20 protein-coding genes and 1 pseudogene are annotated in these 25,953 nt (G+C 65.0%); 5 read left to right on the top strand and 16 right to left on the bottom strand.

From position 1 onward, the window contains the following. The first annotated feature begins 280 nt into the window (after positions 1-280). Positions 281-1,171, top strand: a complete 891-nt coding sequence (locus tag QD356_RS02170; protein WP_054554935.1) for a LysR family transcriptional regulator — start codon at positions 281-283, stop codon at positions 1,169-1,171. 1,111 nt (positions 1,172-2,282) lie between these two features. On the opposite strand, the pseudogene phaC reads toward QD356_RS02170, so the two are convergent. The 5 genes and pseudogenes from phaC to prmB all read right to left on the bottom strand — a co-directional run. Further along, positions 2,283-4,046: pseudogene (phaC, locus tag QD356_RS02165) on the bottom strand (class I poly(R)-hydroxyalkanoic acid synthase); the annotation flags it as partial. A gap of 551 nt (positions 4,047-4,597) precedes the next feature. Then, the gene (locus tag QD356_RS02160) at positions 4,598-5,050 is read right to left on the bottom strand and encodes a phasin family protein (protein ID WP_043335557.1); all 453 of its coding nucleotides are present in this window, start codon (positions 5,048-5,050) and stop codon (positions 4,598-4,600) included. A 220-nt stretch (positions 5,051-5,270) separates the two neighbouring features. Continuing rightward, positions 5,271-5,813 (bottom strand): DUF6489 family protein, encoded by a 543-nt coding sequence (locus tag QD356_RS02155; protein WP_192838526.1) that lies wholly within the window; start codon positions 5,811-5,813, stop codon positions 5,271-5,273. A gap of 236 nt (positions 5,814-6,049) precedes the next feature. Next, positions 6,050-7,141 (bottom strand): chorismate synthase, encoded by a 1,092-nt coding sequence (aroC, locus tag QD356_RS02150; RefSeq protein WP_043335551.1) that lies wholly within the window; start codon positions 7,139-7,141, stop codon positions 6,050-6,052. Positions 7,142-7,273: 132 nt separating this feature from the next. Next, entirely contained in the window at positions 7,274-8,236 is a 963-nt protein-coding gene (gene prmB / locus QD356_RS02145) for a 50S ribosomal protein L3 N(5)-glutamine methyltransferase (protein WP_192838482.1), read from the bottom strand. 254 nt (positions 8,237-8,490) lie between these two features. Between prmB and QD356_RS02140 the strand changes: the two genes are divergently transcribed. Together QD356_RS02140 and QD356_RS02135 are read left to right on the top strand one after the other, a co-directional pair. Continuing rightward, positions 8,491-9,096: a Smr/MutS family protein gene (locus QD356_RS02140; protein WP_131431499.1), complete on the top strand. Its 606-nt coding sequence runs from the start codon at positions 8,491-8,493 to the stop codon at positions 9,094-9,096. A gap of 187 nt (positions 9,097-9,283) precedes the next feature. Next, a complete protein-coding gene (locus QD356_RS02135; protein WP_225996479.1) occupies positions 9,284-10,126 on the top strand; it encodes a transporter substrate-binding domain-containing protein in 843 nt (280 codons plus the stop codon). A 126-nt stretch (positions 10,127-10,252) separates the two neighbouring features. Here QD356_RS02135 and QD356_RS02130 read toward each other — a convergent pair whose 3' ends face one another. The 6 genes from QD356_RS02130 to QD356_RS02105 all read right to left on the bottom strand — a co-directional run bounded on the left by QD356_RS02130 (position 10,253) and on the right by QD356_RS02105 (position 18,866). Further along, positions 10,253-11,419, bottom strand: coding sequence for a patatin-like phospholipase family protein (locus tag QD356_RS02130; protein ID WP_225996478.1), 1,167 nt, complete (start codon positions 11,417-11,419; stop codon positions 10,253-10,255). A 58-nt stretch (positions 11,420-11,477) separates the two neighbouring features. Further along, positions 11,478-12,446: an alpha/beta fold hydrolase gene (locus QD356_RS02125; RefSeq protein ID WP_192838481.1), complete on the bottom strand. Its 969-nt coding sequence runs from the start codon at positions 12,444-12,446 to the stop codon at positions 11,478-11,480. Beyond that, the gene (locus QD356_RS02120) at positions 12,443-13,417 is read right to left on the bottom strand and encodes an alpha/beta hydrolase (protein WP_192838480.1); all 975 of its coding nucleotides are present in this window, start codon (positions 13,415-13,417) and stop codon (positions 12,443-12,445) included. Before QD356_RS02120 ends, QD356_RS02125 begins: the two co-directional genes overlap by 4 nt. A 126-nt stretch (positions 13,418-13,543) precedes the next feature. After that, positions 13,544-14,911 (bottom strand): hypothetical protein, encoded by a 1,368-nt coding sequence (locus tag QD356_RS02115; protein ID WP_192838479.1) that lies wholly within the window; start codon positions 14,909-14,911, stop codon positions 13,544-13,546. Beyond that, positions 14,911-17,694, bottom strand: a complete 2,784-nt coding sequence (locus QD356_RS02110; protein WP_192838478.1) for a GldG family protein — start codon at positions 17,692-17,694, stop codon at positions 14,911-14,913. Before QD356_RS02110 ends, QD356_RS02115 begins: the two co-directional genes overlap by 1 nt. Then, entirely contained in the window at positions 17,691-18,866 is a 1,176-nt protein-coding gene (locus tag QD356_RS02105) for an ABC transporter ATP-binding protein (protein WP_192838477.1), read from the bottom strand. The genes QD356_RS02110 and QD356_RS02105 overlap by 4 nt, the downstream gene beginning before the upstream one ends. 595 nt (positions 18,867-19,461) lie before the next feature. Here QD356_RS02105 and QD356_RS02100 point away from each other — a divergent pair. Continuing rightward, the gene (locus QD356_RS02100; protein ID WP_263643036.1) at positions 19,462-19,593 is read left to right on the top strand and encodes a hypothetical protein; all 132 of its coding nucleotides are present in this window, start codon (positions 19,462-19,464) and stop codon (positions 19,591-19,593) included. Between the two features lie 170 nt (positions 19,594-19,763). Beyond that, positions 19,764-20,714: an AEC family transporter gene (locus QD356_RS02095; RefSeq protein WP_043335541.1), complete on the top strand. Its 951-nt coding sequence runs from the start codon at positions 19,764-19,766 to the stop codon at positions 20,712-20,714. A 141-nt stretch (positions 20,715-20,855) separates the two neighbouring features. Here QD356_RS02095 and sixA read toward each other — a convergent pair whose 3' ends face one another. From sixA to QD356_RS02070, 5 genes are all read right to left on the bottom strand, one after another. Further along, the gene (gene sixA / locus QD356_RS02090) at positions 20,856-21,365 is read right to left on the bottom strand and encodes a phosphohistidine phosphatase SixA (RefSeq protein ID WP_054554945.1); all 510 of its coding nucleotides are present in this window, start codon (positions 21,363-21,365) and stop codon (positions 20,856-20,858) included. A gap of 157 nt (positions 21,366-21,522) precedes the next feature. Beyond that, positions 21,523-22,650, bottom strand: coding sequence for an NAD(P)H-dependent glycerol-3-phosphate dehydrogenase (locus QD356_RS02085; RefSeq protein WP_084589572.1), 1,128 nt, complete (start codon positions 22,648-22,650; stop codon positions 21,523-21,525). Positions 22,651-22,978: 328 nt separating this feature from the next. Continuing rightward, complete coding sequence (locus QD356_RS02080; RefSeq protein ID WP_043335534.1) at positions 22,979-24,367, bottom strand: NAD(P)(+) transhydrogenase (Re/Si-specific) subunit beta; 1,389 nt, start codon at positions 24,365-24,367, stop codon at positions 22,979-22,981. After that, positions 24,367-24,699: an NAD(P) transhydrogenase subunit alpha gene (locus QD356_RS02075; protein ID WP_043335532.1), complete on the bottom strand. Its 333-nt coding sequence runs from the start codon at positions 24,697-24,699 to the stop codon at positions 24,367-24,369. The genes QD356_RS02080 and QD356_RS02075 overlap by 1 nt, the downstream gene beginning before the upstream one ends. Then, positions 24,696-25,913, bottom strand: coding sequence for an NAD(P) transhydrogenase subunit alpha (locus QD356_RS02070; protein ID WP_225996477.1), 1,218 nt, complete (start codon positions 25,911-25,913; stop codon positions 24,696-24,698). The genes QD356_RS02075 and QD356_RS02070 overlap by 4 nt, the downstream gene beginning before the upstream one ends. Positions 25,914-25,953 lie beyond the last annotated feature (40 nt).

Here is a 25,953-nt window from a genome sequence, read left to right as displayed (position 1 = left end):
GTCGTCCAGTGTTGATGGCGGGGCGGTCGTGCGAGCCCGTGGATAGTGACCACTTGCTTGCTGGCTCCAGCATCGCCGCCGCGCCCTGTGCCATCAAGAGTACTCGGCGACAATGAATAAAAGCAATTCATGTTTTTCATGCTTTGGATTCCCAAAAGGAATACCATTGCTCATCAGGTCGTGATCAGGAGTGCATCCGCCTGCGCCGGCATCGATCGCCCCGCTTGACGCTCCCCTGAATGTCTCTCTGAATGCCCTCATGACAGGATAGCTGCCCCACATGGACACACCCTCTCTGCAGGCCTTCGTCGCCGTCGCCGAAACCGCCTCCTTCTCGCTTGCCGCCGAGCAGCTGCACCTCACCCAGCCGGCCGTTTCCAAGCGCATTGCCCAGCTGGAGCAGCTGCATGGCGCACGGCTGTTCGATCGCATCGGGCGGCGTGTCTCGCTGACCGAGGCCGGCAATATCCTGCTGCCCCGCGCCCGCGCCATTCTGGTGATGCACGATGACACCCGGCGTGCGCTGCGTAATCTGTCCGGCGAGGTAAAAGGCAGCCTGACGATGGCCACCAGCCACCATGTGGGCCTGCACCGGCTGCCGCCGCTGCTCAAGGCCTTCACCATGGCCCACCCCGAGGTGCGCATGGACATGCGCTTTCTGGATTCGGAACAGGCCTATCAGGGCGTACTGGATGGGGAGCTGGAACTGGCCGTCGTCACCCTGGCACCGCATCGCGATCCTAATCTGACGGTGGTGCCGGTGTGGCTGGATGAGATGCGCTTCGTATGCGGGCGTGATCACCCGCTGGCAGGCCATAAAGCGTTGCCGCTGGCCGCCCTCTCACAGCACGACGCCGTGCTGCCGGGCCACCTGACCTTCACGCGCGGCATCGTCATCGACACCTTCGCCCGTGACGGCCTCTCGGTGGAAGTCTCGATGTCCACCAACTACCTCGAGACACTCAAGATGATGGTCGCTATCGGCCTGGGCTGGAGCGTATTACCGGAAAGCATGATCGATGACGAGATCGAGATCCTGCCCATCGATCACCGCCCCATCGAACGCCAGCTCGGCTACCTCTATCACAACAACCGCACCCTCTCGAACGCCGCCAGCGCCATGATCGAACTGTTGGAAGGCGCAAGGGATGCGGCGTCGAGAAACCTCTAGCGCACTCGAAAGCCCCGCTTGGAAATACAGCCTGAACGCGCAACGCCAGCCCCGAAGGGCTGGCGTTGCGGTTCTGACTCACTGCTTGTGGCGCCGCGGATCAACGCTTGTCGCTATCCTTGGCATTGCCAGACGCGCCATCCGTCTTGCTTGCCGCAGGCTTGGCATCGTCCTTCTTGGCCTCTTCCGCTGCCTTGGCGGCGGCCGCCTTGCTGGCATTGGAGGGACGGCCACGGCGCGGCTTGGGCGCTTCGCTGCCGGTGTCACTCTTGGCGGTGGTACTGGAAGCACCAGAGCTTGAAGTGCCCGAGCGGGTAGCCCCCTGACTGGAGGAACCGGTGCTGCTACCCGTCTTGGCAGTGCTCGCGCTTCCCGTCGAGCTGGCAGTGCTCTTGCGCGTCGTTGCGGGCTTCGTAGCGCTGGAACCCGAAGCCGTGGAAGAAGTGCTGCTGCTCGAGGTGCCGGATGCAGGCGGCTTGCTGTCAGAGGCTGACGTGCTCGCAGTCGCCTTGCTTGCGGTCGTCTTGCTTGCAGTCGTCTTGGCCGCCGTTGACTTGTTGGCAGTGGTCGTCTTGCTGGCTGCCGTCTTGCGTGGCGTGGAGGTCTTTCTCGCCGTGGTGGTCTTGGTCGCTGAGCTACCGGTGCTGCTGGCAGCCGTGCTCGCAGTGCTCTGTTTTGCCGTACTCGCAGTGCTCTGTTTTGCCGTGCTCTGTTTTGTAGTGCTGTCGCTGGCCGTGGTGCTGGTGGTCGTTGCGCTCTTGGCAGCAGTGCTCCTGGAGGCTGTGCTTTTGGGTGCTGCACGCTTGCGCGCGGCGGGCTTGCTTGCCGGCGCTGCCGGCTCAGCGGCTGGGGTTGATGCGGCCTTGGAAGCGGCAGGTCTGGTGCTCGCACCTTGCGCTTTGGAGGCACTGGATGAGCTGTTGCCCGCCGTGTCACCGGCATCATTGGCGGCCTTGCCGGTGACGGCTTCGGTCATCGCGGTCATGGCCTCTTCCACCGGCAGCGTCACCTGCTTGAGCGCTTCATTCACGCTCTTCTCGACCGTCTGCTGCACATCACGCACGGCCTGGAGCTGCGCATCCGCCACGCTGGTGATCTCTTCCGGCACGCTCTGCCCCAGCACTTCCGGAATGGTCTGGCGCGCATAACGCCCCGGCGCCGCTTCGATCAAGTCGAGCTTGCCCTCGCCCGGCGTGCGCGCAGAGACCTCCGGTTCCGGCTCCACGAAGCCATTGCCGGTCATCCACGCCTGCCAGTCATTCCACCAGGAACCTTCGTGCTGCTCGGTGCCCTCGAGCCACTCATCCGGCGTTGCCGGCAGGCTGTCATTGGTGGCGTAGCCGTACTTGTTCTTGTGCGGCGGATTGACGATACCCGCGATATGACCAGAGCCACCGAGCACGAAGCGCTTGATGGAGGCCTTGGGCAGCTGGGTGCCGTTGTAGGTGGTCTGCCACTTGGCGATGTGGTCCTCGCGCGCGGAGACCCAGTAGCTCGGTGTCTCGATCTGCGAGAGATCGATCGGCACGCCGTCCAGCTCGATGCCGCCGGGCTGCACCAGGCGGTTCTCCAGATACATGTGGCGCAGATACCAGGCATGGGTACCGGCCGGCAGGTTGGTGCCGTCGGTGTTCCAGTACAGCAGGTCGAACGCGGTCGGCGCTTCGCCCTTGAGATAGTTGGAGACGTAGAACGACCAGAACAGGTCATTCTCGCGCAGCAGATTGAAGGAGAACGCCATCACGCGGCCATCCAGATAGCCGTCCTGCGCCATCTGCTTCTCGAGCCCCTGCAGCACCGGCTCGTTGAGGAAGACACCGATCTCACCGGGATCGGAGAAGTCCTGCAGCGTGGCCATGTAGCTGACCGAGCGCACGCGGTCGGACTGCTTCTCGGCCGCCAGATAGGCCATGGTGCTGGCCGTCAGCGTGCCGCCGATGCAGTAGGACAGGATGTTGACCTGCTTCTCGCCGGTGGCCTGCTCGATGGCATCCATCGCGGCCAGCGGGCCCATCTGCATGTAATCGGCCCAGGTGAGATCACTCTGCTCGGGCCCCGGATTGCGCCAGGAGATCAGGAACACGGTGTGACCCTGCTCCACCAGCCAGCGCATCATCGAATTGTCCTGACGCAGATCGAGAATGTAGTACTTGTTGATCCACGGCGGCACGACCAGCAACGGCGTGCTGAAGGCCTTCTCGGTGGCCGGACGATACTGGATCAGCTGGATCAGCTCGTTCTCGAAGACCACGTCCCCCGGCGTGACGGCGATGTTGTCGCCGAGACGGAAGGCTTCGGTGTCGGTCATCGCGACATTGATGCCTTCGGCGGAGTTGGCCAGGTCATCGCGCAGACGCTTCAGGCCGTCGAGCAGGTTCTGGCCGCCGGTCTCGCGGGTCACGCGCTGCACTTCCGGGTTGGTGGAGGCGAAGTTGGAGGGCGAGAAGGCGCTGACGTACTGGCGCGCGTAGAACTCGAGATTGCGCTTCTGGCTCTCCGGCAGGCCTTGAATGCCGGCCAGCATGTCGTCCACGGCGCGCGAGAACAGCAGGTATTGCTGCACGAGGAAGTGGTAATAGGGCTCGCTCTGCCAGGCCTCATCGCGGAAGCGACGGTCAGAGCGCGCGGGCGTGATCACCGGCTCGACGCTCTCGCCATTCAGCTCGCGCAATGTGCCCTGCAACAGGGCCATCTGGTCCTGGAAGAGGCGCGTCTGGGTCGACATCAACAGTTGCGGGTCACGTGCCAGGGCCTCGGCCCCCGCCTGGAAGCAACGACCCATCTCGTCATAGATGGTGGAAGCGGCAGCGCTGGGCCATAGGCGCTCCAGCATGTCACTCATCAAGGCTTGATACTGGGCACTGGCCTGCTGCATCACGCTGGCCCACTCCGTGCCTTCAGCACCGTCGGGGAACAGACTGGTAAAGGCCTGAGAGAATGTCTGCGAGAACGCCTGCTGCTGGGCTGAGTCCATATCGCCCTTCCTCCTTGTCATTGACCATCACGTCATTGGCTATCGAAGCTTGGCTGCCGAGCATCTGCCGGCGGCACGATTTCATCGAATCGAATCCTTCCTGACCACTGAGCAGTGCCATGCCGTCTCTCGTGAGACGGGCGCCTTCACTGGCGACGGGCACTGCTTTTCAGACTGTTTTGAAGACCGTTTCACGGCTGATTTCAGGGTGCTGCAGGCGAGCATGCCAAGGCAAGCAAAGTGCGCTGTCAGCTAAAATGCGCTGTCAGTTGGAATGATCCGCCTCCTGCAGGTCTGCTTTCCGTCGGATTCGCGCGCGGCAAATACGAGAGCAAAACAGCCTGTGTGCCAGCGTGCTCATCTCCAGCATGCGCCTTCCAGCACGACAGGGGCAATGCCTGAAAACGGCAAAAAAAAGGCTGGCGCAAGCGCCAGCCTTTTCGGGGTATACCTTAGTTCTGCTTGGCGCGGCTTGTCGCGGCAGCCGGCTTGTTGCTGGCAGCGGAGGATGCCTTGTCCTCTGCTGCTGAAGCGGCTTTCTCTGTGGCAGCGGACGCCTTGTCGGTGGCTTCCTTGCCAGCGTCAGAGTAGGCCTGTTCGAGCTGGGCGCGCATTTCGTTGCCCATCTCGGCCAGCTTCAGGGAATCATCCATCATCTGCTGAGACAGCTCGGTCGCCACTTCCAGCTGGCGGTTGCTGAACTCGCTGAACTCTTCCATACCCTTGATTTCAGTGGCAGCACGCGCACGCTCGAGACCAGTCTCGGTATAGCGCTTGGCGGCGTCCATCTGATAATCGGCAATCTTGCCCATATGGTCGAGCATCAGAGTGTTGAGCTTGCGCATCGGCTGGTAGAAGCTGCGGGCTTGCTCGGCAAAGGCGTTGAACATCTGATCCTGCTGCATGACGGTTCCTCCCATGGATTCCGTACCGGGACAGCGCGCAGAAGTCTCTGCGCCACCTGTGGAGCACAGCAATATGCTGCACTGCACAAAGACTAGTCTGCTCCTCAGGTGGTTGCAATCCCATGACAGAAAACTGTCAAAGGACATTTTCTGTCATGGGATTGGCCGGGCATGCCTCACATCGCTGTCAGCCAAGAGCGTTCTTCGCGCCTACCGGTCATCAACTGCGCTTGGCGCGTGAGCGCGCACTGGCCGCAGAGGCCGGTTTCGCATCATCCGCCCGGTTGGCGCTTTGCTCTGCTTTCTGATCCGCGCCTTGATCACCACTGGGCCCCGAACTCCTGCGTGCGGCAGACTCCGTATTTTCAGTCTCCTTGCCTTCCGCGCCGCCCTGACCGAACTGCTGCAAGGTATCCAGCATCATCTTCTGATACTGATTGAAGGCGGCCATGCCCTGGGCCATGCTCTCGCCCATATCGCCCGGCATGCCGCCCGCTGCGCCCTGCCCGGCATTGCCAGCGCCAGACGCGCCGCCCATCATCCCCTCAGCCATGCCTGGCGGCATGAACTTGGCAAACGGCGTGCCCGCGCCCGGTGCCATCAATGGCTTGAGCAGACTCATGGGGTCGTAGTCTTCAACACCCGCCTCCATCTGGCGACGAAAGCGCTCCATCAATTCCTGCTGGAAGGCTTCCACGTCCGGCAGGCCCATCGCCTGGCGAAACTCCTGCGGCGTGAGGTCGAATTCGACATTGATCTTCATGGCAGATTCCTTGTGTTGTCTGCCCGCGCACGGCGTGGTGCGCGAGTCCGCTGGCATGCATGCCATTCGAGTCTAGCAGCGCGAATGACACGGGGGCAGCCTGATACTTACGTCTTTTCTTATTTACTTTCCGCAAGCCAGCCCACAACGCAAGACGCCCCAGCCACGAAGGATGCAGGGCATCACTCCACGACTGGGGCGTGTCTTTCTAAAAGCTCAGCAACGCCGCAAGCGGCTTACACCTCGCGCAGCACCGGCGTGTCGACCTTGACGTCGGCGTTCTGACCGCGATGGCGCAGCAGGTGGTCCATCAGCGTCAGCGCGACCATCGCCTCGGCGATCGGCGTGGCGCGGATGCCGACACACGGATCATGACGGCCGGTGGTGATCACCTCGACCGCCTCGCCGTTGACATCGATGCTGCGCCCCGGCAGTCGCAGGCTGGAGGTCGGCTTGAGGGCGATGCTGGCACGGATGGTCTGGCCGCTGGTGATGCCGCCCAGAATGCCGCCGGCATGATTGGAGAGGAAGCCTTCCGGCGTCATCTCGTCACGGTGCTCGGTGCCCTTCTGGCTGACCACGGCGAAACCATCACCGATCTCGACGCCCTTGACGGCATTGATGCTCATCAGGCCATGCGCGAGTTCGGCATCGATGCGATCGAAGATCGGCTCACCCAGGCCGACCGGCACGCCAGTCGCCTCGACGGTGACCTTGGCACCCACGGAATCGCCTTCCTTGCGCAGGGCGTCCATGTACTGCTCCAGCTCCTCGAGGCGATCGGCATCGCCACAGAAGAACGGGTTGGTGTCGACCAGCGACCAGTCCTTGACCTCAAGCTCGATGGGGCCGAGCTGGGACAGGTAGCCACGCACCTGCACGCCCAGGCCCGCCAGATACTTCTTGGCGATGGCCCCGGCGGCGACGCGCATCGCGGTCTCGCGGGCCGAACTGCGGCCGCCGCCACGGTAGTCACGCTCACCGTACTTGTGGTGATAGGTGTAGTCGGCGTGGGCCGGACGGAACTGGTCCTTGATCTTGCCGTAGTCCTTGGAGCGCTGATCGGTGTTCTCGATCATCAGGCCGATGGCCGTGCCGGTGGTGCGGCCCTCGAACACGCCCGAGAGAATGCGCACCTGGTCCGGCTCGCGACGCTGGGTGGTGTGGCGCGAGGTGCCGGGACGGCGGCGGTCCAGATCGATCTGCAGATCCGCTTCGCTGATCTCGATGCCCGGCGGGCAACCATCGATGATGGCGCCCAGTGCCGGGCCGTGGCTTTCGCCGAAGGTGGTGACGGTGAACAGCTTGCCGAAGGTATTTCCGGACATTCAGGGGGTCCTCAGGCGATGCCGCCGGTCATGGCCGACGGCGTTCTGATAATAGTTGTCGTAAGCGTTGCAGAGCCTGGCGGCCTGCGCCCGTGCTTCTGGCAAATCCCGCCGGGGCAGGCGCCCGCCAGCTCAAGCGAATTCAGGTGCGCAGACTTCCAGCGTCTGGGCATCGATGGCGAAGACGCCGTTGCCGCCGCGCTCGAACTCCAGCCACATGAAGGGCACTTCCGGGAAGGCTTCCATCAGGTGACGCTCGGAGTTGCCGACCTCGACGATCAAGACGCCGTCCTCGGTCAGGTAGTCACGCGCCTCACGCAGGATACGACGCACGATATCCAGGCCGTCGTCACCGGCGCCCAGCGCCAGCGCCGGCTCATGGCCGAATTCCTGCGGCATGTTGGAGAGATCGAAGGTATCCACATAGGGCGGATTGGAGACGATCAGGTCATAGCGCTTGCCCGCCACGCCCGCGAACAGGTCCGACTGCACGGCGATGACACGCCCTGCCACGTCGTGGCGTTCGATGTTGCGTCGCGCGACTTCCAGCGCCTCGCTGCTGATATCGACCAGGTCGACTTCCGCGGTCGGCATCACCAGCGCGGTGGCGATACCGATGCAGCCGGAACCGGTGCACATGTCCAGCACGCGAGTCGGCGGCAGTTCCGGGAACCAGGCCGAGAAGCCGCTCTCGATCAGCTCGGCGATCGGCGAGCGCGGAATCAGCACACGTTCATCGACATCGAAGGGCACGCCGGTGAAGAAGGCCTCACCGAGCAGATACGGCAGCGGCTTGCGGGTGGTGATGCGCTCACGCACCAGCGCCACGATGCGCGCACGCTCCATGGTCAGAAGGCGCGCGTCGATCACGGCGGGGTCCGTGTCCCACGGCAGATGCAGCGCACCCAGCACCAGCGCCACCGCTTCGTCCCAGGCAGAATCGGTGCCATGGGCGAAGTGCAGGCGATGCGCGTGGAACTCACTGGTCGCCCAGCGGATCAGGTCGCGCAGGGTCACCAGCTCCTCGACGAGACGGGAGTCCGGCTCACTGAGACTGGAAGGATGGCGCAGGTCGGACGCGGAAGATGTGGACACGGTGATTCCTGTAAGCGGACAGATGGACAACGAGCGCCGCCAGTCGTGAGGGGTCGGTGGCGTCTCGCGCAGGCATTGTAGCGTTCACGAGGCGTGGCGGCGACCCTTGGCATGCCTTGATGGCGCGCCTGCCGCTTTTGTCTTCGCAAGCGACAATCGTTTGACTTCGACAGTGACAACCGCCTGTCTTCGACAGCGACAACAGCCGCGCTATACTGCGCGACTTGCCATTTTATTGCCCGCGGAGCCCGGCCATGCCACCCAACCACGACGACAGCTCGGATACCGGCGACGACTTCAACGCCTTCCGTGCCGCCCTCAAGCAGGCCGGCGTACGCAAGATCACCACCAACCGCGCCGACCCCGGCCGCAAGCCCGTCGACAAGGAAGAGCAGGCGCGTCTGGCGGCGCGCCGCGCTGCCGCCAGCGAAGCCTCGACCGACACGCTCGGCACGCCATCGCGCACCACCGATGGTCAGGTCGAGCCGGTCACGCCCAGTCAGCTGCTCGACTTCGCGGTGCCTGATCTCCCCTACCGCCAGCGTCAGCGCCTCAAGCGCGGCGAGATCGCCTGGGAAGCGGGCCTCGATCTGCACGGCTATACGCTGGAGCAGGCCCGCATCGAGCTCGAGTCCTTCATCGACGATGCCATCGCCCGTCGCTCACGCTGCGTGCTGGTGGTGCATGGCAAGGCATGGACCGGCATGGCCGATCACCCGATCATCAAGAGCCACGTCAATGCCTGGCTGCGCCAATGGCCTGACGTGCTGGCCTTTACCTCGTCACTGGAGCTGGATGGCGGCAGCGGCGCAGTCTATGTCCTGCTGCGCAGCAAGGGCCGTGACCCGCTGCTCGACTGAGCGAATCCCGCGCTCGCCACACCGCCGAGACATTGACGATCCGAGCACCTGAATAGCGAGCACCTGAATAGCGAGCATCTGAATAACTGAGCGCCTGAATAGCTGGGCATCCGAATAGTTGAGTATTTGAGTAGCAGAGGCAGGCCTCACGCCGAGCCTGCCGCCATAACGACAAGGGAACACCCTGATGACACCCAACGCTGAACAGCCAATGCGCACCTCTTCACGCCGCGCCCTTTCCGCTGCCATTCTCGGCGGTGCGACCGCCGCTGGCCTGTCGCTGGCCTTCGCCATGCCGGCCGCCGCCAGCGATGCGCTGTCCGACAGCACGCTTGCGCGCGTGCAACAAGGCCAGGTGCTGAAGGTCTGTACCACCGGTGACTACGCGCCCTTCAGCCACCGTGAAGACAATGGCGACTTCGAAGGCATCGACATCGACATGGCCGCCTCACTGGCCAGGAGCCTGGGCGCCACCGTACAGACCGTGCCGACCAGCTGGCCGACGCTGATGGAAGACTTCACCTCCGGCAAGTGCGACATCGCCATGTCCGGTATCTCGGTCAAGCTGGACCGTCAGGCTCAGGCCTACTTCAGCCAGCCGTACCAGACCGGCGGCAAGACGCCCATCGTGCGCTGCGAGGACGTCGACAAGTACCAGACCGTCGCGCAGATCAATCAGCCCAGCGTGCGCATCACCGTCAATCCGGGCGGCACCAACGAGCGCTTCGCCAATGAATTCCTGAGCGATGCCACGCGCGTCGCGCATAACGACAACCGCACCATCTTCAACAACATCATCGAAGACCGTGCCGATGTGATGGTCACCGACGCCATCGAGACCCAGCTGCAGGCCAGCCGTCACCCGGAGCTGTGCAGCGTGCATCCTGATGCGCCGTTCACCTTCTCCCAGAAGGGCTATCTGCTGCCGCTGGGCGACAACATCTGGAAGGCCTACGTCGATCAGTGGCTGACCCAGATGCAGGGCACCGGCGAGCAGGCCGCCATCTTCGACAAGTGGATCAACGGCTGAGGCGACGCTTCGCTCAGGCTCCGGTCACACGCTCTGCAATGAAGCGCTCTGTATTGAAGAGCACTGCAACGAAAAGCCCCCGCCAATCGGCGGGGGCTCTTTCATTAAAGGGCAACTCACGGCAGGCTAGCCGTCGCTGCCCTTCTCGTAGCGATCCAGCGCTTCGGCGGCCAGATGACGCCCCAGCTTGATCAGGCCCGCGGCGCGGTGGAATTCATAGGCGCCACACACCGTCTTGGGAATCTCGACCAGGATATCCGGCGGATAGCCGGCGATCTTGTACTTGGCCAGCGTCGCCTGGGTAATATCGAAGGAGCGCATCATCATGTCCAGCTTGCCCCAGGCAAGCTCCGGCGCGTTCTCATCGACCCGCTCAGGCTCGGCTTTGGACGGCGGCTGCTTGCCCTGGGTGACAGCGCCAGTCTCTGTCTGCGGCTCTGCCAACGCTTCTGACCCCGGCGCTGGCTCGGCATCGCTGCTTTTCAATGCCTCGAACTTCAGGCGCGAGGCATCGCCCGGCGGCAGCGGGACACCGCCGACCGGACTGGCAAATGCCATGCCCTGCTGGTCCTCCAGCGCCTGTTCCTTCTCGGCAGAGAAGATGCGCTCGGCCCCGCGACGCACTCCCCGCAGCCAGTCACTGAAACCACCGCCGCGCGCTTCCAGGGCGGCTTCGCGCGCCTCTTCCTCGGCGGCATCGGCCGGCGGCAGCATCTGCTCCAGTGTCTGGTTGCGCGGCGAATGCGCCGTGGCATTGACCGCCAGCACCAGGTCAACATGGGCGGCGACCAGCGGCGTGATCGGCAAGGGATTCATCAGGCCGCCATCCACCAGCACCTTGCGGTCGCGTTGCACCGGCGTGATCACCCCGGGCACCGCGATGGAGGCCCGGATCGCCTCGAGCAGATTGCCGCTCTGGAACCAGACCTCCTTCTGGGCGATCAGGTCGGTGGCGACGGTGGTGACCGCAATCGGCAGATCCTCGATGCGCGTGTCGCCGATCAGGGCTTCCAGCTCATCCATGATGCGGCGCGCGCGGATGGCGCCCATCGGGCTCCAGGTGACATCCACCAGCCGCAGCACGTCGAAGTAATCCAGCTCACAGACCCAGTCGCGATAGGCATCCAGCTTGCCGGCGGCATGGATGCCCCCGACCAGTGCGCCCATCGAGCAGCCCGAAATGGCGCGAATGTCGTAACCGCGCGCCAGCACTTCCTCGATGACGCCGATATGGGCGTAGCCTCGGGCCCCGCCACTCCCCAGTGCCAGGGCGATGGTCTTGCGCTTGGCCATGGCATGTCTCCCGCTGCAGATGATGAAAGATGAACGGACGCGGCACGCGGTGCATCGCTCAGTGCGAGCTGATCCACTCGACGACGGCATCGGCGACCGCCGCCACATGGGCCGGCTCCAGATGCAGGTGGTGGCCGCCCGGCAAGACGCGACGCTCGAGCCTCTTCACGGCATCGCGTGCCTGCTGCGCCTCGTGCCTTATGGTCAGGATACCCTGCTCGCCCTCGATCAGCAGTACCGGTTGGGTCAACGCCGCCAATAACGCCAGCACCTGCTCCGGGGTGTAGCGCATCAGTGAAGGCCGCAGCAGGCGGCGGTCACTTCTCAGCCGCAGGCCACCGTCTCCCAGCACCTCGAGGTTGCGCTCGACGATCGGCCGCGCCGTGTCGGCATCGATCGGCGTGACACCTCCCGCGACCCGCGCCGCCACGGCGTCCTCGACATGACGATAATGGGCACGTCGCGTGGCGGAGCGTCTGACCGGCTGCGCGTGGCGTGCCAGCAATCCGCGGCGCAGCTGATCGACCACCTCCGAGGCTGGCGTGGCAAGTGCGCCGATGCCATCGATCAGCACCAGTCGCGCGATATATTCCGGCAGCGCCGCAGCCACCTGCCCCGACACCGCCGCCCCCAGCGAGTGCGCCATCACCGTGACCGGCGCGCGCGGCAGCCCCTCGTCATACAGGCCTTCCAGTGCCTCGATCACATCGTGGCAGTAATCCCATACCGCATAATCACCGTGCTCACCCAGCGGACTCGAGTGCCCGTGACCGACCATGTCGATGGCGATGAGACGAATGCCCAGCCGTTCACACAACAGCGGCGCCAGGCGACTGAAGCTGGCGGCATTGTCGAGCCAGCCATGCAGCGCCAGCCACGTCGGTGCCTGCTCGGCGTGCTCGGCAGGCGCCCACTCCAGGGCCGCCAGCTCTCCGCCCGTGCGCCGCGGAAAGCGACGCTCACGCAGCGTAACGTTGGCGCTGAGGGAAGCCTCTGCGATGTCCTGAATGGATTGATCAGTGCTCATGCTTGCCTCCCGGCCAGCAGGCCTGGCGGCAGTACATCCGGCGGCGCGAGGTCGGCGATGGCCGCCAGCAGCGCGGCGCGCGTCTCCTGTGGGTATTCAAAGGGGTACATATGTCCTCCCCGGACATGCTCCACCGTCAGCCCGGCGCGGCGCAGGCGTGCCTGACGCGCCGGCGTGAGCAGATCAGACTGGGCGCCGGCCAGAATCCTGACCGGCACCGCCAGCTTCGCCGGCGAGCCTGACAGGTGATCGCTGAGGTGACGGAAGATCTCGACCTCATGACGGGTATCGAAGCTCAACGACAGGCTGCCATCCGCGTGACGATGGGTGGCGTTGTCGACGTAGTCGTCCAGCGCCTCTGGCGTGAAGTTGGAGAACAGCGAGCGACGGCGCAGGTAATCCTGCATGGCCTGACGAGAATCCCAGCGTGCGCGACGCCCACGGGTGCGGCCTGCCGGCGTGACACGATCAATGAAGCCGAAGCGCTTGGCGACCTTCATGCCCAGCGCATCGCGGCCCAGCATCAACGGCGGGTCGAGCAGCACGAGGCAGTGGAAGCGTTCCGGCTGCTTGAGCGCCGCCATGTAATTGACGATGCCTCCCAGCGAATGGCCGACCCCGATCACCTTGCGCCCGGTGCCGCCCGCCGCGGGCAACGGCCCCAGCACGGCGTCCAGACATGCCAGCCACTCATCACGCAGCGAGATCAGATTGTTGCCGACCGGATAGGCAGGGTCGTGCGCCAGTCGGTCCACCGGCAGCAGATTGAAGTGCTCGGCCAGCGGCGCCAGCAGGCTCTTGTAACAGGCACCGGTGAAGCCATTGGCATGCGCGAAGGCCAGCACCGGGCGCTCGGTGTCGGCATTCAGGCCCGCCGGGTCAGCATCGCCCTGCTTGGACAAGGCCTGTTCGGACAAGGCACGTTCGGACAGGTCCTGCCCGGGCCGGGGTTGCCGTGAGGTGGCATTCATCGCAAGGTCTCCTTACCACGGGCCGCCGTCCCTGACGCGCCCAGACAAACGGTTGTTTAAATATAGTCAACAGCATGCCAGCCCCGCCCCATGGGCGCTACTCCTCCCTTTGGCCCATGGAGCACCTCACTCCCCTTCCATGCCCGCCGGCACCAGCGCAGCGGCTGTTTCCGTGCTCGACTCAGCTGCTTCCGATCCCGTCTCAGCTGCTCCTGGCTCAGGCAGCGCCAATGCACGACTGACCGCCAGCGCCGCCTGAACCGCGGCAGCCGTGAGCTCAATGGGCTCGTCTTGCAACGCCCTCGCGCCCAGTGCCAGAAGATGATCGCGCAGCGCGCCATTGACCTGTATCTCGACGGCATTCAAGCGCGCGACCAGTTCAGGTGGCCACCCTTTGCCGGAGAGCGTCAGCCGTGCCCAGGGCTTGCTGCCCGCCGCGATGGCCAGCACCAGCTGGGTGCGATCATTGAGCTGCTCATGCTGACGGTAATAGAGCGAGGGGCGCGACCAGTTGAGGGTCAGCGTCACGGCAGGCTGCCAGGCGTCTGGCTGGGCTGCGCCGCTTTCAGGCGTGGAGGCGCGGGGGCGCAGGTCATTCTGCGTCAGCGGCGACAGTGCAGCGAGAATCTCATGGGCAGCGTCGCTGTCAGGTGCCAGGCCTCGCACCAGCGGCGCTTGCCGTGCTGAGGCGTCTTGAGCAGACGCCGCCAACGAGATGTCCATCCGACTCAGCGGCTTGTACACCGCGGCGTCACTGCGCAGCTGAATGACATCCAGCACCTCGCTGGGCGCCATGCCGCCGCGCCAATCCGGCAACCCGATATCGCGCGTCAGCTCCCAGATCGGCGCGCCATTCGCACCAGCCATGGCGGGGGAGCCTTTCACGTTCGCATCCGAGGGTGACGGCACCCACCGCACGTAACGCCCCGCCAATTCAGCACTGCCCGCACCGCTCAGCTGCGTTGCCGCCGCGGGCCTGGCGCCCAGTTGCAGACTCACCTGAGCGCCATTGCCCTTCACGCTCAGCAGCGGTGACTGCGCGCTGAAGCCCAGCGCTTCAAGTGCCTTGTCCGTGGCCGGCTTGCGCGTGCGCAATTGTGCCTCGCCCAGCTGACTCACCAGCGCCTCCACCTTGCCCTGGCGGGCAGGCCAGCCGGCCAATGAGGTGATCTGCCAGTCGCCTGCGGGCCCACGCGCCAGACTCAACCAGTCCTGGCTGGCCTCTGTGCCACGCCGGATGCCGATGCGCTGGGCTGAGGCGGCCACCTGCGACAGCAGCGGCAAGGGCTGCAAGATGCCTGACTGACCCGCGGCCACTGTCGTCAGCGCCTCGCTCATCAACGAATCACTTTTCCACTGCGCAGGGTCTGCCCCGCCCGTGGCGGCGCCTGAGCGCAGCGATTCCAGCAGTGACGGCCCTGCGGTGAGCGCCGTCACCGCGGCCACGGAGACCAGCGCCGTCAGTGCCCATCCCGTCCGATTGAAGCGCCCCATCAATCACCTCCCGACTGGGTTGTATCGCTCGGTCTTGTCTTGCCTGAAGCCGCCTTGCCTGAAGCTGCCTTGCCTGAAGCGGCATTGCCTGAAGCGGCATTGCCTGCGGCTGACTTGCCCGAGCCTGTCGAAACGCTTGTGGCGGCGTCACTCGCGGAGCGGGCGCTGTGCTGTCCATTGCGCTGCTCCTTGCGCTGTACATCTCGTTCTGCGCTGCGCTTCCCGCTGGGCTGACCGTGGCCCGACAGACGCCCTGTCGACTGATAGCCCGCGCGACGGCTGGCGCGATAGCGGCGCCAGCAGATCAGCTCGCCAAGCAGGCTCAATGCCACCGGCAAGGCCAGCAGCGTCCACAGGCGCAGCTCGCGGCGCAGGGCATCACGCTCGGCATTCGCCTCACGCTGCTGACGTGACAGCGCGTCCTCGAAGTCATGCTGCATCGCCGCCAGGGCGTCGCTCTGCTGCGCGGCTTCGGCCTTGCCAGACACCGGCGTCGCGCCGAGCGCACTCAGACGCGTCTGCCAGTCATTGCGCAGCCGGGTCTCCTCGGCGGCCTGATGATCGGCCAGTTGATGCAGGCGCGTCAGCTCGCGCACCTGATGGGCACGCGCGCGCAGGGCGGCCAGCTCGGGGCTGCCCGCCAGCAGGTCCACGGCATTTTCCAGCCAGCGCGCATTGGCATTGAGGGCCTGCTCGCTGCCATCCGCTGCCGTGCGTCGCCACAGACGATCACTGGCCATGTCGACATCGCTGACCACCAGCAACTGGCCGCCCTTGGCGCCTGCCGCTGGCCATTGCGCCAGCACGGCCAGCCCGCCCGCCGGCGGTGTTTCCCCCGCCAGTCCCGACAGCGGACGCGGATCCATGCGGCTGGCGTGAACACGCGCCGCCGGAATCAGCCGCGCCTCATCACTGCCACGAATCAGCCACTGCAACGGCGCGTCTTGCGCTCCCGGGCCTTTCGATGATGCGTCTGCTGCATCAGGCAGCGGCGCCAACCAGCCCGCGCTGGACATCACCAGTTGCTCGACATTGAGGTTGAGCGCGGCGTCCGACAGCTGGGCAGCACTTAGCCCGAGCAACGTCGGACTCAGCGCACGCGTGCCGTCCAGCAAGCCGATCGGCAAGGCCAGCTGCGCATCCGCCACCACCTCGCCCGCGCGTGATTCAAGCCCGGCGCGCGCCAGCAATGTCGTCAGCGCCTCGGAAGCCGGCGCCGGCTGATCGAGCATTTCGGGCAGCGGGTCCACCAGCATCAACACTCGGCCGCCACGCTCGAGATAGGCCGTGATGGCCTCCAGCGTCTTGACCGGCAACAGCCGCGGCGCGATCACCAGCAACGCATCCTGATCGGCGATCGGGCGCGCGGCATCATCGCCGGCCGACAGCCAGTCGATGCGCAGGCGTGCATTGAGATGCTCCATCAGGCCCCAGCTGCCCAGCGCTCTGCCCTGCTCCAGACTGGGTTGGCCCATCACCGGCAAACGCGAGACGACGCCCAGGCGCGGTAGCTCGGTGCGCGAGACTTCCTGGATCTGGCGTGTCACCTGCGCTTCCAGCCCGCCGATATCCGCCGCTTTGAGCAGCGGAATGGCGCGGCGTTCGGCGTAGGGGCCATCCACCACCAGCCCGAACAGCATCTCTTCGCCGCCCGGCAATGACAGCTCGGTCAGGCCCTGCGCTTCGAGATCCGCGAAGTCGGCACTGTCCGGCGCAGGGTCGACACGCTTGAGGCGTATCTGCGGCTCACGCGCGAAGGCGGCCAGACGCGTCTCGATCCGTGTCGCCAGTTCACGCAGCTGCGGCAGATCGGCGGCGAAGCGTTCGCTGTAGGCGAAGGTCAGCGTCACCGGTGCCTCGAGGCCACCGAGCACCGCACGACTGGCAGGGCTCAGGCTGTGCTGACGCGTGGCGGTCAGATCATGCGCGCGAGTGAGCGGGTTGTGGCCGTCGGCCGTCAGCAGCGGCGGCAGGCGCACGCCGGCCAGCAATAGCGCGGTGACCGCGGCCGCCAGCGCCGCCGTGACCAGCCACTGTGGCGCCTGCTTGCGTGCATGGCGCTCCTGACTGAGGCCGCGCGCCTGCAATACCAGCCCGGCCAGGGTCAGCAGCAGGAAGTAGCTGGCATCGAGCCAGGTCGGCCGGCCTTCACTGAAAGGCGTCAGATGCGCCGGCAAGCTGATCAGATCGAGCAGCTGCACCCAGTGCGGCGCCAGATGCTGAGCCAGCTGGCTCGTCACCGCAGGTGTGCCTGGAAGCATCAGCGCCAGGCCCAGCACCAGCGCCCCGAGCCACGCCGATAGCGCAGAAGGCGCGCGCACCGCCAGCGCCTGACCGAGACTGGCCAGCGCCATCACCAGCAGCGCCATGCCCAGATAGCCGCTGAGCATCAGACCGAGATCCGGCGTGCCCAGCCAATGGATCAGCACCACCAGCGGCGCCGTCATCGCAAGTCCCAGCCAGCCCAGCACGCTGGCACTGATCAGACGTGCGCTGGCCAGTCGCCACGACCCCAGCCCGAGGCCGGACAGCCATTCGAGCAGGCCGTTGGCGCGCTCTTCCGGCCAGCCACGCAGGGCCAGCAGCGGTGTCCACAGCACCAGCAACCAGGGCAACACCTGCCACAGCGAGCCAAGATCGGCGCGATCACGTGCCAACAGATCGCCCACCTCGAAGGCCCCCAGCGGAGCCAGCACCGCCATCACCACCAGCAGCGACCAGCTGGCGCCCTGCGTCAGTGCCTGATGCAGGTCACGGCGGACCAGCGCGAGAACGGCCCTCATGACGACACCTCCTGATCTGCGCGCGGTGTCTGCTTGCGCATCGGCAGCGGCGAGGGCTGTTCCGCCATGCGCGTCACCAGCTGGCGGAACGCGACCTCGATATCGCCCCGTTCGTGGACGCATTCATCGAGGCGGATTTCCATATAGCTGCACCAGCGTGCCAGCGCGGGGCGCGGGTCCTGGTGGAGACGCCCGGCCAGGCGCAGCACAGCGCCGGTCGAGACCACCAGCGGCGACTTGTCACGCGCCATGGCATCCCCGGGCTTGACGGGCGTGATGGCCGCCACGCCCGGCAGGCGCGAGACACTGGCCAGCTCGCGCTCGCTCAGGGCCCGACTCAGCGTCACTCGCCATACCGGCAGGCTGGAACTCGCGCCATACCCCGCGCCGTAGCGCGAACGGCTGCCACCCAGGATGCCTTCGCTGACGGAGGTCGCGGCCAGCGCCTCAGGCGTGTCATCGAAGCCCAGCTGGCCATTGGCCATGACCAGCACGCGGTCACAGATACGAGGCACTTCCTCCAGCAGGTGGGTGGAGACGATGATCAGTCGCTCGCGACCCAGCTCACGAATGAAGGCGCGCACGCTGTCCTTCTGCAGCGGGTCCAGCCCATCGGTGGGCTCATCGAGCAGCAGGATGTCCGGGTCATGGGTCAACGCCATCGCCAGTGCCACACGACGCCGATAGCCTTTGGATAACACTGCGCACAATTGATTGGCGAAAGGCGTGATATCCAGGCGATCCATCAATGCCGCAAGGCGATCATTGTGCACCTTGCGCGACAACCCATGCAGACCCGCCACACACTCGAGGCTCTCGCGCACCGTCAGCTGCGGCCACAGGGGCGCGCCCTCCGGCAGATAGCCGATACGACGCTTGAGGCGATTGAGCTGGCGCTGACTGGCGCGACCATCGAAGGCTTCGCCTTCCAGCTCCAGCTGGCCCTGGGTGGCGGCGAGCGTGCCCGCCAGCATGCGCAGACTGGTGGTCTTGCCGGCACCATTGGGCCCCAGCAGACCGATGACCTCACCACGCGAGGCCGTGAAGGTCAGCCCGGTGACAGCCTGTTGCTGGCCGAATTGACGCCCTAGCCCACGACTGACCAACAGCGCCGGGGAAGCGGACGGCTCGTCAGACGCGCGCGCGGGAGTTGCCGCAGAGCGAGTCGCCACAGAACGAGTCGCAGCAAAGGGCGTCGCGTCAGAGGGCGTCGCGGCAGAAGATGACGCAGAGGTCGTGTATGGGTCCTGCAAGATACCCGCTCCTTGTACTTTTCTTGATAGGGGCAATGCGCTGCCGAGGCTGATGGTTCCGGCAGGTGATCATGAGGCCGGAAGATAACCGTGGCCCCGGCAGATAACCGTGACAGATGACAATGCAGCGCACAGGGTAAGCGGACAGCCTGCGCTCGCCAAGCAGGAGTGCGCGCACAGTCGCCACTCGCGCGGTTATGGCGTCTATTCCGCCCTTTGCCGGCCCTCAAGGCGCGTCGCAGCGCCGGTCTTCTCTACCATCACATCCGCCCGCGCCCCTAGTTGGCGGCATGCGGTCAGCGCGACCTGATACCAGAGCTGATACCAGAGCTGATAGCGGAACTAGCACCGGGGCTGATGCCCGAGCTAAACGACTATCCCTAAGTCTAAGGAAAGCCTGATATGCTGGGCGGTGACAGGCACGCGCTGTTGTCAGAGCGCCTGGCCGGCCGCCTGGCTGTCATCGCCTTCACACGTTGAGCCAATATTTCACCTTGCTGGACAGGACCCCTCGATGCCCAAGCATGACAAGCAGTCCGCTACTTCCTCGCCGTCTTCCAGGCCGCGTCGCGATACCCGCCTGCGCAACGGCCTGTTCTGGGCCTTGCTGGCAGCGGCCTTGATCACGGGCTTCTGGCTGGCCTGAGCCAGGCCGCCGCGGCAGTTCACGACGGGGCTGATACGACAGCTCGCAACAGTCTTGCATGGCAGTTCACTATGGGCGGTCGCGCAACGCTCGTCAGACGCTGACCAAAAGCCTCATCAGACAGACCGCAACACTCACAGGACAAGGGTGGAAATGAGCGAGACTACTTCATGAACGACATGCTGGCGCTGTTCGTCGCGACCCTGAACGTCACCGTTCCGGTCTTCGCGATGGTATTTCTGGGCCTGGGCCTCAAACGCCTCGGCTGGATCGATGACACCTTCATCGGCACCGCCTCATCGCTGGTGTTCAAGGGCACCATGCCGGCGCTGGTCTTCCTCTCCATCGTGCGCGCGGACCTGGATCACGCCCTGCGCCCGGGCATGCTGACCTATTTCGCGCTGGCGACACTGGGCACCTTCCTCCTGCTGTGGGGCTGGGCGATCCTGCGCGTGCCGAGAAAGGAACGCGGCGAGGTGGTCCAGGGCTCGTTTCGCGGCAACTGCGCCATCGTCGGGCTGGCACTGGCCGCCAATCTCTATGGCGATCTCGGCCTCTCGATGGGCGGCATCCTGATGGGGGTCGTCATCCTGTCCTACAACATGCTGTCGGTGGTGGTGCTGTCGAGCTATCTCGGCGATGGCCGCACCAGCTGGAGTGGCATCGCGCGCGGCATCATCACCAACCCGCTGATTCTCGGCGTGCTGGCCGCCCTGCCCTTCGCGGCCTTCAGCTGGCAGCTGCCAGAGTGGCTGGAGACCTCCGGCGACTACTTCGCGCGCATGACGCTGCCGCTGGCATTGATCTGCATCGGCGGAACCCTGTCGATGCGCTCGCTGCGTGAAGGCCGCAAGCTGGCCCTCAGTGCCAGCCTGATGAAGATGATCAGCGTGCCGCTGCTGGCGACCACCGTCGCCGTGCTGCTGGGCTTCCGCGGCACCGAACTCGGAGTGCTGTTCCTGTTCTTCGCCTCCCCGACGGCGGCGGCAAGCTTCGTGATGGTGCGGGCGATGGGCGGCAATGACCGCCTGGCCGCCAACATCATCGCCATCAGCACCCTGATGGCGGGCATCACCATCACGGCAGGCATCTTCGTGCTCAAGCTGAGCGGTCTGGTCTAGCAGCAGCGGTCTGATCAAGTAGCAGCGGTCTGGCTGCAGGTCACAACGAAACGCCCCCGCCAGTGCAGACTGGCGGGGGCGTTTCATTGTGGCTCAATGGTTGTAGCTCAATGGTTGTAGTTCATGACAGCCGCGCGTGACTTACGCCAACTCCGCCGGGCTCACGAACTGGTGTAGATCCGCCAGGCCAGCGGCCCAAACATCGGCGTCCAGCCAGGCGAGACTTGCGGTGGCAAAGGCCAGCTGGGTACTGCCGGGGCCATCGACCAGGGCGCTGGCCAGATTCGAGACCAGCGGATTGTGGCTGATGATCAGCCAATCGCGCGGCTCGCGCCCTTCAGAAGTGGGCGGCACATGGGTCTGCAGCCAGTCGAGCACCGGCGTCAGCGGGTCGTCCGGGGTGATGATCTCGAGCGTGGTCTGCTGCTCACCACTCAGCTCCAGCGCCGAGGAGATCTCCTGGGCGGTCTGCTGGGCGCGGGTAAACGGACTGACGACCAGCGTCAGCCGCGCACGGCGCTCGGCGGGCAGCTGATGGGCCAACCAGCGACCGATGCGGCGCGCCTCTTCGCGGCCATATTCACTCAATTCGCGGCTGGGGTCCGGCGTGCCGGCCTGGGCCTCACCGTGACGCATGATCAGTACACTCATGACATTCTCCTGAAAAGATGACTGCCGCAGCGCAAGCGCTTCATCACTCGCTTTGTCGCTGCTGCCGATGACCAGGGACTCGCCAACCGGAGCGTTGCACGAGTCAGACAAGGGGATGGCGAAACACGCTCCATCACCCGCTACCTGCTATGAGTCCTCAGGAGCCGTCGGGTTCCAACTGCCGCGCCTGCTGCACCGACTCACGCGACAGCACGAATTCCACATCGCTGGATTGCTCACCGCCCATCAGCGCGCGGGCCATGTGATGCGGGTCGACATTCTCGAACAGCACCTTGGCCATGCCACTGACCAGCGGCATGTAGATGCCCAGCCGCTCGGATTCATCCTGCACCAATCGCACGGTGTTGACACCCTCGGCGACCTGCCCCAGCACCTCGACCGCCTGGTCGAGGGTGCGCCCTTCTCCCAGTGCGTAGCCGACCCGATAGTTGCGCGACAGCGGCGAGGAGCAGGTCACGATCAGATCGCCCACGCCGGCAAGGCCGAGGAAGGTCATCGGATTGGCGCCCTTGGCCACGGCGAAGCGGCTCATCTCGGCCAGCGCGCGGGTCATCAGCATGGCGCGGGTGTTCTCGCCCATGCCCAGGGCCGCAGCCATGCCGGCCGCGATGGCGTAGATGTTCTTCAGCGCCCCGCCCAGCTCGACGCCGTAGCGATCATTGCTGGCGTAGACACGGAAATAGTCGCAGCCGAAGGCCGTCTGCACGCGAGCGCGGGTGTAGGCATCATCGGAGGCAATCACCGTGGCCGTCAGCTGCCGCTGGGCGATCTCGGCCGCCAGATTGGGGCCAGACAGCACGCCGATGTGCGTGAAGCCGGTTTCCTGCTCCAGCACCTCGCTCATCAGGGTGAAGCCTTCGCTCTCGATGCCCTTGGTGGTGGCCACCAGAATCTGCCCTTCACGCAGGTGAGCGCGCGCCTGACGGACCACCGTGCGGAAGGCCTTGGAGGGAATCGCCACGCACACCAGTTCGGCTTCGGCCAGTGCATCGGCCATATCGGTGGTAGCACGCACCGAGGCATTGATCTCGAAGCCCGGCAGATAGCCCGAATTGCGGTGCCGGGTGTTGACCTCCTCGGCCTGGCTGGCATCACGCATCCACTGGGTGACGCTGGCACCGTTATCGGCGGCAATCGAGGCGATCGCGGTCCCGAAGCTGCCGCCACCCAGCACGCAGACATTGAGTCCCACCGCCTGTGGGGTCGTTTCGCTTACCTCGCGATCACGAATGGCCCGACGAGGTGAAGGGGTAGTGGCAGACATGCAGACTCCTTGGATGACGATGTGCTCAGTGAATGGCAGGCATTGTACTCATAGTTTGTCAGAGAATGCTGAACAAGAGATGTCTGCGCAGACCTCGTGGCAACGCAGGGGGCTGCGCCTGAGTGACGCGCCTGAGTGACGTGCCTGAGTGACGTGCCTGCCACGTGCGCCTCACAAGCAATCTACCGGCATGCACCATCGATACGCATGAATTCTCGACATGTACAAAAAACCGGCAATTCCTGCCCCCTGAGGCGCAGAAATTGCCGGTCTGTTCAGCACTGGCGTGATAGCGGCAGACTTGCCCCCATCACGCCGAGGCGTCAGATCACAGCGTCTTGAGGGCCGTGATCATGTCGCCGACCACCTTCTGACCATCGCCATATACCATGCGCGTGTGGTCAAGATAGAACAGGTGATTCTCGACCCCGGAGAAGCCGGAGCCCTGACCGCGCTTGATCACCAGCACATTGCGTGACTGGTCGGCGTTGAGGATCGGCATGCCGTACAGCGGGCTTGAGGCGTCGTTCTTGGCGACCGGATTGACCACGTCATTGGCGCCGATGACCAGCGTGACGTCGGTGGTCTCGAAGTCGTTGTTGATCTCGTCCAGGTCCGCGATCATGTCGTAGGGCACACCGGCTTCCGCCAGCAGCACGTTCATGTGACCCGGCATGCGACCGGCGACCGGGTGGATCGCGAAGCGCACTTCGACGCCACGCTCACCCAGCAGCTCGACCATCTCCCAGACCTTGTGCTGCGCCTGTGCCACCGCCATGCCGTAGCCCGGCACGATGATGACGCGCTCGGCGAAGGCCAGCTGCACGGCGGCGTCCATCGGATCGGAGGCCTTCATGCTGCCCTCGATCTCGCCCTGCTCGACACCTGATGCGCCACCGAACTGCTTGAACAGCACGTTGCGGATCGGACGATTCATGGCCTTGGCCATCAGCTGGGTCAGCAGCGTACCGGCCGCCCCGACGACAGTACCGGCGATGATCATCGCGGCATTGCCGAGCACGAAGCCTTCCATCGCCACCGCAAGGCCGGTCAGCGCATTGAACAGCGAGATGATCACCGGCATGTCGGCGCCACCGATGGGCAGTGCCAGCATCGCGCCGAACAGCAACGCGAGCGCGAAGAACACCAGTACCAGCGAGCTTGATGGCTCCACCGCCGCGATCACGACACCCAGGTAGACCGTCAGGCCCAGCACGATCATGTTGATCAGCTGCTGACTCGGGAAGTTGAACGCCTTCTTGAGGCGCCCATCCAGCTTGGCCCAGGCCACGATGGAACCGGAGAAGGCCACCGCACCGATCATCGCCCCGAGTACACCCAGCCACAGCGCCAGCGAGCCGTGCTGCTCGATCAGTGCCGGGTTGTCACTCATGCGCATCAGCTCGACCGCGGCGATCGCCGCTGCCGCACCGCCGCCCATGCCGTTGTAGATGGCGATCATCTGCGGCATGTCGGTCATCTCGACCTTGTTGCCGGAGTACCAGGCGATACCGCCACCGATGACGATGGCCAGCAGCATCAGGCCATAACGACCATCAATCTGCGGATGCAGGAAGGTGAGCAGCGTGGCCACGACCATCGCGATACCGGCCCAATGGATGCCGCTGCGTGCCGTGGAAGGATGTGACATGCGCTTGAGGCCGAGGATGAAGACCACCGCCGCCGCGAAATACCCTGTTTCGACCAGCCAGTTCATCAGCGAGCCTCCTTGTCGTTGATGCCATTGGCAGCGTCTGTGCCCTTGCTGCGATCACTGGTCTTGAACATTTCCAGCATGCGCTCGGTGACCACATAACCGCCGACCGCGTTGCCGGCCCCCAGCAGCACGGCGATGAAGCCGATGAACTGCTGCATGCCGGTCTCGGCCTGACCGAGGGCGATCATCGCCCCGACCAGCACGATGCCGTGGATGAAGTTGGAACCGGACATCAGGGGCGTGTGCAGAATCACCGGCACGCGCGAGATGACCTCGTAGCCGACGAAGGCCGCCAGCATCAGGATGTATACGGCAGAAAGTCCTTCGATCATGCGGCGTCCTCCGCGCGAGCGCGTACGTCATCGTGGGTGATGCGGCCGCCTTCGGTCAGACGCATCGGGCCGAGCACCGCATCCTCGAAGTCCAGCGTCAGTTCGCCGTCCTTCATGAAGGGGGTCAGCAGGTTGAAGAGGTTCTTGGCGTACATCTCGCTGGCATTGACCGCCAGGCTCGAGGCCATGTCGAGCGGGCCGAGTACCGTGACGCCGGCGTGCTCGACACGCTTGCCGGGCTCGGTCAATTCACAGTTGCCACCGCCTTCGGCGGCGAGATCGACCAGCACGGCGCCGGGCTTCATGCCCTCGACCATCTCGCGGCTGATGATGCGCGGCGACGGACGCCCCGGAATCGCGGCGGTGGAGATCACCACATGCGCATCGCCCATGTGACGTGCCAGCGCATCGGCCTGCTGGGCGCGCTCGTCATCGGTCAGCTCGCGGGCGTAGCCGCCCTCGCCGGAGGCATCGACGCCGGTATCGATCATCTTGGCGCCCAGTGATTCGACCTGCTCACGCGCGGCAGCGCGGATGTCATAGGCCCACACCTGGGCGCCGAGACGCTTGGCGGTCGCGATGGCCTGCAGACCCGCGACGCCGGCACCGACCACCACGACACGCGCCGGACGCACGGTCCCGGCGGCAGTCGTCAGCATCGGGAAGAATACCGAGGACTCATTGGCCGCCAGCAGCGCGGCGTGATAGCCCGCGACACCCGCCTGCGAGGACAGGGCGTCCATGCTCTGGGCGCGCGAGATACGCGGCACGAATTCCATGCACAGGCTGGTCAGCCCCTGGCTGGCAAGCTTGCTGATCAGCTGCGGGTTCTGGTACGGCGTCATCAATGCCACCACCACCGCGCCTTCACGGAACTCGCTGATCTGTGACTCGCTGGGCGTGCGCACGCACAGCACGAGATCCGCCGCGGCACGCGCCGCCGCGATATCGGCCTCGGCGACGACCGCCACCCCGGCCTGGGCGGCGTAGGCCGCATCATCGAAGTGCGCATGACGTCCGGCACCGCTCTCCACGTGCACGATGGCGTCGCTGGTGTCACTGACGCTGCTGTCCAGGTGACGCGCGAGCTTGCCGGCCGTCACAGGGTCCAGCGCGACGCGGCATTCCCCGCGCGCCAGTGTGCTGCTCACGCCCTCGTCGGGTGTCACCAGGTCCGGTGCACGCATCTCGCGCACGACTAGAATATTCAGCATCGCGCACCTCGTTTCACGTCCGTGTTCATGCCTGAGGCTG

The organism is Cobetia sp. 2AS, from assembly GCF_029846355.1.
Classification (GTDB): Bacteria; Pseudomonadota; Gammaproteobacteria; order Pseudomonadales; family Halomonadaceae; genus Cobetia; species Cobetia amphilecti.
This window is presented reverse-complemented; position numbering and strand designations above follow the sequence as displayed.

What these genes read in the sequence shown, in the direction of transcription:
- QD356_RS02075 (WP_043335532.1), bottom strand. Translation starts at nt 24,699, where the DNA reads ATGATCGAAGGACTTTCTGCCGTATACATCCTGATGCTGGCGGCCTTC.
- QD356_RS02110 (WP_192838478.1), bottom strand. Translation starts at nt 17,694, where the DNA reads ATGAGGGCCGTTCTCGCGCTGGTCCGCCGTGACCTGCATCAGGCACTG.
- QD356_RS02120 (WP_192838480.1), bottom strand. Translation starts at nt 13,417, where the DNA reads ATGAATGCCACCTCACGGCAACCCCGGCCCGGGCAGGACCTGTCCGAA.
- QD356_RS02140 (WP_131431499.1), top strand. Translation starts at nt 8,491, where the DNA reads ATGCCACCCAACCACGACGACAGCTCGGATACCGGCGACGACTTCAAC.
- QD356_RS02080 (WP_043335534.1), bottom strand. Translation starts at nt 24,367, where the DNA reads ATGAACTGGCTGGTCGAAACAGGGTATTTCGCGGCGGCGGTGGTCTTC.
- aroC (WP_043335551.1), bottom strand. Translation starts at nt 7,141, where the DNA reads ATGTCCGGAAATACCTTCGGCAAGCTGTTCACCGTCACCACCTTCGGC.
- QD356_RS02070 (WP_225996477.1), bottom strand. Translation starts at nt 25,913, where the DNA reads ATGCTGAATATTCTAGTCGTGCGCGAGATGCGTGCACCGGACCTGGTG.
- QD356_RS02125 (WP_192838481.1), bottom strand. Translation starts at nt 12,446, where the DNA reads ATGAGCACTGATCAATCCATTCAGGACATCGCAGAGGCTTCCCTCAGC.
- QD356_RS02155 (WP_192838526.1), bottom strand. Translation starts at nt 5,813, where the DNA reads ATGAAGATCAATGTCGAATTCGACCTCACGCCGCAGGAGTTTCGCCAG.
- QD356_RS02160 (WP_043335557.1), bottom strand. Translation starts at nt 5,050, where the DNA reads ATGCAGCAGGATCAGATGTTCAACGCCTTTGCCGAGCAAGCCCGCAGC.
- sixA (WP_054554945.1), bottom strand. Translation starts at nt 21,365, where the DNA reads ATGAGTGTACTGATCATGCGTCACGGTGAGGCCCAGGCCGGCACGCCG.
- QD356_RS02130 (WP_225996478.1), bottom strand. Translation starts at nt 11,419, where the DNA reads ATGGCCAAGCGCAAGACCATCGCCCTGGCACTGGGGAGTGGCGGGGCC.
- QD356_RS02170 (WP_054554935.1), top strand. Translation starts at nt 281, where the DNA reads ATGGACACACCCTCTCTGCAGGCCTTCGTCGCCGTCGCCGAAACCGCC.
- QD356_RS02100 (WP_263643036.1), top strand. Translation starts at nt 19,462, where the DNA reads ATGCCCAAGCATGACAAGCAGTCCGCTACTTCCTCGCCGTCTTCCAGG.
- QD356_RS02115 (WP_192838479.1), bottom strand. Translation starts at nt 14,911, where the DNA reads ATGGGGCGCTTCAATCGGACGGGATGGGCACTGACGGCGCTGGTCTCC.
- QD356_RS02095 (WP_043335541.1), top strand. Translation starts at nt 19,764, where the DNA reads ATGAACGACATGCTGGCGCTGTTCGTCGCGACCCTGAACGTCACCGTT.
- QD356_RS02135 (WP_225996479.1), top strand. Translation starts at nt 9,284, where the DNA reads ATGACACCCAACGCTGAACAGCCAATGCGCACCTCTTCACGCCGCGCC.
- QD356_RS02085 (WP_084589572.1), bottom strand. Translation starts at nt 22,650, where the DNA reads ATGTCTGCCACTACCCCTTCACCTCGTCGGGCCATTCGTGATCGCGAG.